At 36.8% G+C, this 9,418-nt stretch carries 9 protein-coding genes and 1 pseudogene; 9 read left to right on the forward strand and 1 reads right to left on the reverse strand.

The genetic code is table 11. The features are described 5' to 3' along the window. From U0M88_RS00415 to U0M88_RS10370, 8 genes and pseudogenes are all read left to right on the forward strand, one after another. Positions 1–288 (forward strand): annotated as a pseudogene (locus U0M88_RS00415) (class B sortase); the annotation flags it as partial. A gap of 42 nt (positions 289–330) precedes the next feature. Further along, positions 331–1,419: an undecaprenyldiphospho-muramoylpentapeptide beta-N-acetylglucosaminyltransferase gene (murG, locus tag U0M88_RS00420; protein WP_331868565.1), complete on the forward strand. Its 1,089-nt coding sequence runs from the start codon at positions 331–333 to the stop codon at positions 1,417–1,419. Next, on the forward strand, positions 1,416–2,315 hold the full coding sequence (gene murB / locus U0M88_RS00425; protein ID WP_331868566.1) for a UDP-N-acetylmuramate dehydrogenase: 900 nt from the start codon (positions 1,416–1,418) through the stop codon (positions 2,313–2,315). Before murG ends, murB begins: the two co-directional genes overlap by 4 nt. Beyond that, positions 2,309–3,316, forward strand: a complete 1,008-nt coding sequence (locus U0M88_RS00430; RefSeq protein WP_331868567.1) for an FtsQ-type POTRA domain-containing protein — start codon at positions 2,309–2,311, stop codon at positions 3,314–3,316. The genes murB and U0M88_RS00430 overlap by 7 nt, the downstream gene beginning before the upstream one ends. A gap of 44 nt (positions 3,317–3,360) precedes the next feature. Then, positions 3,361–3,720 carry an Asp23/Gls24 family envelope stress response protein gene (locus U0M88_RS00435; protein ID WP_022790251.1) on the forward strand — a complete coding sequence of 120 codons (360 nt, stop codon included), beginning with the start codon at positions 3,361–3,363 and terminating at the stop codon, positions 3,718–3,720. A gap of 8 nt (positions 3,721–3,728) precedes the next feature. After that, the gene (locus U0M88_RS00440; RefSeq protein ID WP_331868570.1) at positions 3,729–5,363 is read left to right on the forward strand and encodes a DAK2 domain-containing protein; all 1,635 of its coding nucleotides are present in this window, start codon (positions 3,729–3,731) and stop codon (positions 5,361–5,363) included. 52 nt (positions 5,364–5,415) lie between these two features. Further along, entirely contained in the window at positions 5,416–6,153 is a 738-nt protein-coding gene (locus U0M88_RS00445; RefSeq protein WP_331868568.1) for a metallophosphoesterase family protein, read from the forward strand. Positions 6,154–6,172: 19 nt separating this feature from the next. Further along, a complete protein-coding gene (locus U0M88_RS10370; protein WP_442902224.1) occupies positions 6,173–6,289 on the forward strand; it encodes a DUF3784 domain-containing protein in 117 nt (38 codons plus the stop codon). Positions 6,290–6,418: 129 nt separating this feature from the next. Here the strand turns inward: U0M88_RS10370 and U0M88_RS00450 are convergent, their stop codons facing one another. Beyond that, a complete protein-coding gene (locus tag U0M88_RS00450; protein WP_331868569.1) occupies positions 6,419–8,890 on the reverse strand; it encodes a sigma 54-interacting transcriptional regulator in 2,472 nt (823 codons plus the stop codon). A 286-nt stretch (positions 8,891–9,176) separates the two neighbouring features. On the opposite strand from U0M88_RS00450, the gene U0M88_RS00455 reads away from it, so the two are divergent. Then, positions 9,177–9,418, forward strand: a 242-nt coding sequence (locus U0M88_RS00455) for a PTS sugar transporter subunit IIA (RefSeq protein ID WP_442902225.1), incomplete at its 3' end; no start/stop codon positions are given.

The following is a 9,418-nucleotide window of genomic DNA, read 5'->3' on the forward strand; positions in this document are numbered from 1 at the left end:
GTATTTTATTTACTGACACCTACGCAAAACTATAAGTGCTCGATCGTGTACTTTGCCAAGACGACCGATGGTTCGGTTTATTACACGACTTCCTTTGGCAGCTATCGCAATGAGCGTTTATCGGAAATGATGGCTTCGGCACAATATACCAATGAGGTTGATACATCAAATGGTTCTTTCATCACTTTATCAACTTGTGATCTGGATTATGGATTTGACAGTAATCAGCGCTTAGTGTTGATGGGCAAACTGGAACCTACGCAGGAATCTATTGAAATCGTGGACTAAAAGTCCACTTCTTTTATGATTTTATGTTATACTTTCTAAGATATGAAAATAGTTTGTGTAACAGGCGGAACGGGAGGACATATTTACCCCGCATTAGCCTTATTGGATAAATTTAAAGAACAGGATCCATCTTGTGAAATTTGTTGTATTGGAAATGATGATCGCATGGAAGCGCAGTTGATTCCGGAAAAGGGATATCCTTTTCAATCTTTGCATACATCGGGTTTAGTCGGATCACCATTAAAAAAGATGAAAGCCATACTTCAGCTTTTTATCGCTTATCAGAAAAGTAAAAAGATCTTAAAGAATTTTGGCCCTGATTTTGTTATTGGCTTTGGTGGTTATGTCAGTGCGCCGGTCATTTTGGCAGCGCATCATTTGCACATTCCGACTTTGATCCATGAACAGAATTCCATTGTCGGAAAGGCCAATCAGCTGGTCATGAATAAAGTGGATCGTATCATTACATGTTATGAAAAGTGCGATGAAGTTTTTCCCAAAGAAAAAACATTCTTACTGGGGAATCCAAGAGCGACAACGGCTAAAGAATCAGAATTTGATCAAGCTTATTATGATACATTCCAATTAGATTCGAAAAAAAAGACGATCTTGATCATGATGGGCTCGCTTGGTTCCAGCAGTGTCAATCAGTTAATGAAAGAGGCTTTGAAAGGCATTGAGGACAACATACAGTTTATTTATGTTTGTGGAAAAGATAATCTGCAGGATGCGGCTTTGTTTAAAGAATTAAAGAATGTTCATGTCACCGGTTATGTGGATACTTTGAAAATTTATAAAAGAATAGATGGTATGATCTGTCGTGCGGGTGCGACAACACTTGCGGAAGTTACGGCTTTAGGAATTCCATCGATTTTGATTCCCAGTCCTTATGTGGCCAATAACCATCAGTTTTATAATGCCAATGTCTTAGTAGAAAAAGGGGCTGCTTTGATGATTGAGGAAAAGGATCTTAATGCTAATACGTTGAATAAAAGTATCATAGAATTGTTTATGGATCCAAAAAAGATGGAGAGTGTTCATGAACAGGCATTAAAATTGGGGCGACCTAATGCCGCATACGATATCATTGATCTATGCAGATCATGTATCCAACAGGGGGAAAGAAAATGAGTGTACAGGAAAAACTGGCTGTTTATGGCCGGGTGCTATGTAACGAATCTATGAAAAAACATACAACGTATCGCATTGGTGGTACGGTGGATTATTTTATATATCCGAAAAATGAGTTGGCTTTGACAAGAATTCTTCAGATTTTAAAGGAAGAAAACATACCTTACCATGTTTTGGGAAGAGGTTCTAATATTTTATGCAGCGATGCCCATTTTCATGGTGCGATCATCAATTTAGATCGAACGTTAAATGACTTTTTCTTTGAAGAAGATGGGGTGTTGCTTGCGCAGGCAGGTTGTTCTATCATCAATCTTTCGGTAGAAGCAATGAAACGTTCCATGAGCGGTTTGGAGTTTGCTTCTGGAATACCAGGGTCTATCGGCGGTGCACTTTATATGAATGCCGGTGCATACAAAGCTAACATTGCTTCTTTATTAAAGGGTGTCTATGTATGGAAAGATGGATGTATAGAATGGATGGATCCAAAAGATTTAGATTATGACTATCGACATTCGATCTTTCAGAAGCATAAAGACTGGCTGATCTTAGGGGCTTGTTTTCAGCTGAACAAAGGCGATCGAAAAGAAATTGAGGCTTTGATGGATTCACGTCGTCAAAGAAGAATGGATGCACAGCCTTTAAATATGCCATGTGCCGGCAGTGTATTTCGCAATCCGGAGTCGATTCCGGCATGGAAACTGATCGAACAGTTGGGCTTGAGAGGGCATGAAATCGGTGGCGCGCAGGTTTCCTTGAAGCATGCCAACTTTATTGTCAATAAGAACGGAGAAGCTAAGGCAAAAGATGTATTGGATCTGATTACATTAATCCAGACAAAGGCAAAAGAAGAATATGGGATCGATTTGATTACAGAAGTGGAGCACTTGGTTTGGTAAAGAAAACAAAAAGGTTTCAATTTCAGTTTGGGTTAAAAGCTTGTTACGTATTAAGTGCGATTATCTTTCTTCTTTCCAGCTTCTTAGTTTATTTTTTTTCCAATGATTCAAAGGTCAAGGTTATTGCCTGTACCGGAAATTATTACTATTCGGATCAGGAGATCTTGCGCACAGCGCATGTAGGTACACAGACGCGTTTGTGGCTTACACCTATGTTCATGGTTTCCGATGCCGTAGAAACACTGCCTTTGATAGATTCTGTGCAGATTCATCGATCGGGTGGAAAACTGGAAATCGATGTACAGGAAAAAACGGTGATCGGCTATTATGTGCATGATGATTCAAACTATGTGTTGACGTCTAAGGGAGAATCCATCAAGATCAATGAAGAGGATCTGATGCAGATCGTGCATTTTCCTTTGTTGAGTGGATTTGATGAGAAACAGCTAAAAAATATTGCCAGGCAGTTTCAGGAGCATAAAAAGGAACTGTCTCGTGATGTGATTGAAAAGATGGCGGAAATCATCCCCTATGAATCAAGCTATGATAAAAATATGTTACAGATCACGATGCAGGATGGGAATAAGGTCTATACGACCCTGGAATCGTTATATATGATCACCAATTATTCCAGCATGTTAAATCAGCTGGAAGGAAAAAATGTCTGTCTGGTTCTGGATAAGGATAACTCTGCGATTGAAAAGATCAACTGTGATCAGTTAAGCGGAAATAAACCAAAAGAAGAAACAGAAAAAGAAAGTGAAGAAGAGCAGGAGAAACAAGATACTTCACAAAAAGAAGATACCGAAGAGACAACATCGCAGCAGGAAGAACAGCCGGAAACAGAAACCGGAAATTATATCGACAAGGCATTGGACTGGCAGACCGATCCAAATTTTGGCCTGCAGTATAGCGCCTCTTTGAATCTATACTATGATCCGGGTACAGGAACTTATTATCAATGGAATGATACGACACTATCGTTTGATGTGGTAAATTAGCTTTGAATGCGGTATAATTAACTATACGAACAGGAGGTATTTGTATGCCTATTAATAAATCAACTGAATACGGACAAATTTCAATTTCACTGGATGCGATTGCCAGCCTGGCCGGTGGTGCCATTACCGAAAGCTATGGTGTGATCGGTATGACAAGCCAGAAAGCAATTCGTGATGGATGGGCTGAGCTTTTAAAGAAAGAAAACTATGCCCGTGGTGTCATCGTAACGCAGAAAGAAGAAGGTCTGGTCTTGGATCTTTATATCATTGCACTGCAGGGAATCAAATTAAGTGAAGTTGTCAACGAAGCACAAAAACGTGTAAAATACGTCCTGGAAAAAACATTGGAAGTTAAATGCCTTGAGGTAAATATTTACGTTCAGGGTGTTCGTTTGGAGAAGTAGGTGTGAAGATGGAAAGAATCAACAGTCAGCTATTAAAAGACATGTTGACCTCCGGTATGAATAATCTGGCTAACCATTCTGCCGAGATCGACGCTTTGAATGTCTTCCCTGTACCGGATGGGGATACAGGAACCAATATGAATCTGACCTTTTCAAACGGGGTCAAAGAAGCTTTAAAAGAAGATGCCGATACGGTAGGAAAAATCTGTAAAACACTTTCTCGCGGTTTGTTGATGGGAGCCCGTGGAAACTCAGGTGTTATCACATCACAGATTTTTCGAGGTTTTTATCAGGCTGTAGAAGATTTAGATGAAATCGATGCGATGCAGTTGGCCAATGCTTTGGTCAATGGATCTCGCGTTGCTTATCGTGCTGTTATGCGTCCGGTTGAAGGAACGATTTTGACCGTTGTACGTGAGGCGGCCGATTATACGTATGCTTATACCGTGACCGAAGAAATTGAGGATTGCGTTCAGGTTCTTCAAAAAATGGTAGATGAAGCAAACGCATCTTTAGAGAGAACACCAGAACTTTTACCGGTTTTGGAGGAAGTCGGTGTTGTCGATAGTGGTGGAAAAGGTCTTTGTGTCATTTTAGAAGGTTTTCTTTCCGCTTTGCAGGGGAATGTCATTGCGGCAAGTGATTCTGCCGAAGTGAATGAGCATGCGCAGACAAAAGTACAGGGCGGCGAAGAAGAGTTTGGATTCTGTACCGAGTTTATTTTGCGCTTGAATGAAAATGGAATTCGTCATTTCTCAGAAGAACAGTTTAAGGAAGAATTGGCAACGATCGGTAATTCGATCGTCTGTGTACAGGATGACGATCTTGTAAAAGTTCATGTACATACATTAGAGCCTAAAACGGCTATCAAAATGGGAAAACGTCAAGGTCGTTTTGTCAAACTGAAAGTAGAAAACATGCAGGAGCAGCATGACAACATTCTTGAAAACGAAGAAGCTGCACCAGTTGTTTCGAAACGTGAACACCAAAAATATGCGATCATTACAGTGGCACCAGGTGCCGGCGTAGATCAGATGTTCAAAGAGTTAAGAGCAGATATCGTGATCGGTGGTGGACAGACAATGAATCCAAGTACGGAGGATTTCGTCAGTGCTGTAAATCAGCTGGATGCTGAACATATTTTGATCTTACCGAATAATTCCAACATCGTTTTGGCAGCACAACAGGCACAGAGTGTTTGCGAAGATCAGGATATTCATGTCTTGCCGACAAAGACGATTCCACAGGGGTTGAGCGCTTGTGTTATGTTTAATCCGGAAGTTGAACTCGAAGAAAATCTGGCAGAAATGCAGGAAGCCATTGATCATGTGAAATCCGGTGAGGTTACCTATGCGATCAAGGATACGACTTATGAAGGCTTGGAAATCAAGAAAGATGAATATATGGGTATCTTTGGCAAAGATATCGTTGTATCTTGTCCGGATTGTCTGGAAGCTTCCAAAGCGCTTGTGGATAAAATGGTCGATGAAGACAGTGAACTTGTCACTTTGATTTATGGTAAAGAAGCTACCAAAGAACAGGCGCAGGCTTTAGCCGATTATATTGAAGAAACAAGTGATGCCGAAGTTGAAATATATGATGGCAAACAGCCAGTATATTCCTTTATCTTAGGAGTCGAGTAAATGTATGCCTGAGCAATCAGGCATTTTGTTTTTTTAGGAGCTTTAGAGATTTATGATTTATTTGACAAGTGATACACATCGGGAAATTGATATTCATAAGATCAATCCAGATGAATTTGTGGAAGGCTTAAAATTAAACCGTGATGATTTTTTGATCATCTGCGGTGATTTTGGCTGTATCTGGGATGGTGGCAGTGGAGATCGTTTCTGGTTGAACTGGATTGAATCTTTGCCATGGACAACATTGTTTATTGATGGAAATCATGAGAACTTTGATGTATTACAACAATATCCGGAAGAAATGTGGCATGGCGGAAGAATTCATCGGATTCGTTCCAACATCTATCATCTGATGCGTGGAGAAATCTATACTCTCAAAAACAAGACTTTCTTTGCGTTTGGTGGTGGTTTTTCTCATGATCGCATGTATCGAAAAGAACACGAAACATGGTGGCAGGAAGAAATCCCTACGCTTAAGGAATGTGAAAATGCCATGAAGAATCTGGCCGCCCATAACTGGAAGGTGGATTATATTTTAACGCATGATGTCTTTTCTTCTCATCCGTTATCTAAGAAATATGAAACTACATTAGATGGATACGGAAAAGATCGACAAAATCTACATGAATTTTTAGAACAGGTAGAAAAGAAAGTGGATTATAAAGTCTGGTTCCATGGTCATTATCATACGGATCAATTGTATAGAACAAAGGAAGACCGACCGGTACTTTGTCTGTTTGATCAAGTCATCTGTTTAAATGACTTTATGAAGGAGCTTACTGAATCCTAGCACCATCTTTTCTTTACTTTTGACTTTATTCTTTTTCATCCTATCACTTGTATTTTGGGCGTTGAAAGAGAAAAGCGTTTTCTTGATCAGTGGCTTCAACATTCTTTCAAAAGAAGAGAGAATGAGCTATGATTGAGTCAAATTGATAAAAGATCAAAGAAAAATTTTTGTCTGATGTACCATTCTATGGTTTATATCGACAATTGAAAAATATAAAAAATGAGAGGATCGAATTTTGATATGATCTTCTCAATTTTTTTTAAAGTTAGTATTGTTCTTCAGGCAGAAATATCTGAGTTACATAAATTAGCTCTGATAAAGGGATTTTTATACTAAATGAATTTGCAGCGAATTCTAATCCATGTTCTATAACATGAATCATATAAGAATTTTCTTTCATAAATAAGTGGGATTTTTGATAATCCCATGTTTCATTACGAATGATTCTTTCTAACATATTTGTACAATGACACAGATATTTAATGGCTAGAACATCTGTATATTCCATATGCAATTCTTTCAATGTATTCTTCAGGCAAGTTTCTAGTATGCTGGTTGATTTGTTAACGTCGATAAAAGATACAGTTTTAGATATTACTCTTTCTTTGATTTGCTCTATAAATTCAGATTGTGTTTCTTTTCTTATTTTCTTTTGCTCATGATCCGGTTTTATTCGTATCTGATCTAAATCGTTTAGGGGGGATGTGGTTTGATTCGTTAAATTCAATAGATCCATTAGGTTAATATTGTTAACAGATTTTGTTGGGATATTGGTTTGTTTGTGAATATATTCAGAAACTGATGTCAGAGGTTCCATGTCACACGTAATTAAGACACCCGCACCTTGATTTAAATCATTAGCTTTGATGCAAGCTAGCTCTAATAAATCGTTAAGTTGCATATCTTCGTTAAAATCTATTGAATCTATAAAATATGTCCCTTGTACTGATTTCTTTACATAATCGACCATTTCCGAAGCAATATGCTTTCCATGACAAATAACTAAAATGGCGACATTAATATGATTAATCCATTGGTTTGCTATTGCTAAATATGATGCTAAAAAATCTATTTCTCTTTCAGAAGGAGTAAAGCTATATAAACTCGAGAATTCTTGGTAAATATCTTTAGCGCACAAATATTCATTATGATAAACGTATTTTGTCATTGATTTAGAGTTATCAATTCCTGTTTGTCCGTGTTCGATACGTGATATATAGTTTGTAATATGTAATAAAATGCCATATAAAAGTTGTGGATGCTCGCTTAATTTTTTTAGAAGTTGGCGTTCATTTATTTTTTGCATCGTTACTTGATAAACATATGGGTTTATATTTTTATGTAGTTCTTCTAGTTGAGGGGAAGGACAATCTTTTAACACATTGATATTTTCTTTGACATAATGGTTAATATCTTTCAGCTCTTCTACATTGACATTAAATTCATCAATGAATTGACGCATTCTATGCTCTTTAAACATATTTGGTGCATTTTTGAAAATAGTTGCAGCATTAGATGTGCCATCTTGATTAAACTGTAAATAATCAGATGGAATACAAGATAATAGACTAAAAATATTAGAATTTAAGTTTTGAGTATTTTCGGTCTGACTAAGTAATTCTAAAGAGAGACTTTGAAATGATACATATACTATTTGCTTTTTTGGATCATTAATTTCCATATACGCTTTGCTGCATGAAATCTGGATTTCATTTCTCATTTGTATAATATTGTTAGGAAATTTTTTGGAAGCTAACCAGGCTATAATATCTTTGTGTACACGAATTGTAGTATGAGTATGAATCGCTTCTTCTGAGAATAGATCCATTATAAGTTCTATTTTCTCGTAAATTCCTCTTTTATCTATATCTTCCATTTTTAATTGTATCGGCATAAACTTAGCAAGAGCTTCTATTTTACAATCGTCATTATTTTTTGAGGTAGTAGCTATAATCATACTTTGTAATTGCTGTTCATCTTGTTGATATATAGTATGATACCTTTTACGGCTCAGAATAGAAGCTAATTGTGTTTGACAGGAAAAAGGGAGGCGGTCAATTTGTTCTAGTACAATGATTCCATTCTTACAAGTTTCAAAAATGCTTGGAGAGTAGCGAGAATTATTTTTAGTTTTGCTTCCAAATAATGCTTCTGAAAATAACTGAGGATTTTCTTGATAGTTTTGGCAGGATAGAGTCATAAAAGGAATGGAATCCGCTTTTCTTACTTGACATGCAAAGTTATACATCCGTTGCGTTAATAATGTTTTTCCTACACCAGCATTTCCTAAAATAAGACAGTGAATGCCATAAGGTGGATAAGAAATAGCTGATTTGGCATTAATGATTACTTCTGATAATGATCCTTTGGCGCCAATCATATCATCTAGAGTATTATTAAAATAATTGTTCTCTGTATGCACTTTTTTATATGGTTGCATTGATAAAAAGTCAGTTAAATTTTCATTTTTTGAGATTATAGAAGGTATATATTGATTCGGAAAATGCCTAGATAAAACAGTATAATCTAGATAATATACAGGTTTACCTTGAACCTTTACTGCTCTACCTTCTTTCCACAAACGGTTCAGGTCCTTTGATACATTTGCTCTATCTAAGTGTAAATCTAGGGCACATAACAAAGCATCAATCCCTGGTTCATTATTTAGACCATCTTGTAAAATTGCATCAGTTTGTTCTTTTAAATAACTGCTTATTCTTTCGATTCGAGTAGTCATGGAAAATCACCTCACAAAATTGTGTCCCTTTCTTTGAAAATTGTGTTGTACTATTTTGCAGATAAAAAAATGTGTGTTATTTATACTATGATGATAGGTTTATAATAACACACATTCTAAAAAATGAAAACGCTTACTTTACTATTGGATGGAAAATTAGTTATTATAGGATGAAAATATAAGAATTAAAAACAACACAGGTATCAATCTGTGTTGTTTTTTTACGAATTTTGTGTTTCGGGATAGGGTTGTTACAATTGGAAACGTAAAGGAGGTAGACGAATGAATGTGTAGGTTATTATTATTAAGCCATTCTGAGTTATCAAAATCTTTCTACCAAACAATGGAGCTAATTATGGGTAAGCCAAGTCCAAAAATATCATATCTTACTCTCCCATACGGGCAAGATATGGATATGTATCAACAAATGGTAGAAGAGCAAGTGTTGGAATCGGAAGACGAAGGGATTTTGATTTTAACCGATCTATTTGGAGGTAGTCCTTTTATGATTTCTACAAGAGTATATGA

The sequence above is a fragment of the Faecalicoccus sp. genome (genome assembly GCF_036552745.1).
In the GTDB taxonomy this organism is placed as follows: domain Bacteria; phylum Bacillota_I; class Bacilli_A; order Erysipelotrichales; family Erysipelotrichaceae; genus Faecalicoccus.

Coding starts and splice junctions, on each gene's coding strand:
- U0M88_RS00435 (WP_022790251.1), top strand. CDS start 3,361: ATGCCTATTAATAAATCAACTGAATACGGACAAATTTCAATTTCACTG.
- U0M88_RS00450 (WP_331868569.1), bottom strand. CDS start 8,890: ATGACTACTCGAATCGAAAGAATAAGCAGTTATTTAAAAGAACAAACT.
- murG (WP_331868565.1), top strand. CDS start 331: ATGAAAATAGTTTGTGTAACAGGCGGAACGGGAGGACATATTTACCCC.
- murB (WP_331868566.1), top strand. CDS start 1,416: ATGAGTGTACAGGAAAAACTGGCTGTTTATGGCCGGGTGCTATGTAAC.
- U0M88_RS00440 (WP_331868570.1), top strand. CDS start 3,729: ATGGAAAGAATCAACAGTCAGCTATTAAAAGACATGTTGACCTCCGGT.
- U0M88_RS00445 (WP_331868568.1), top strand. CDS start 5,416: ATGATTTATTTGACAAGTGATACACATCGGGAAATTGATATTCATAAG.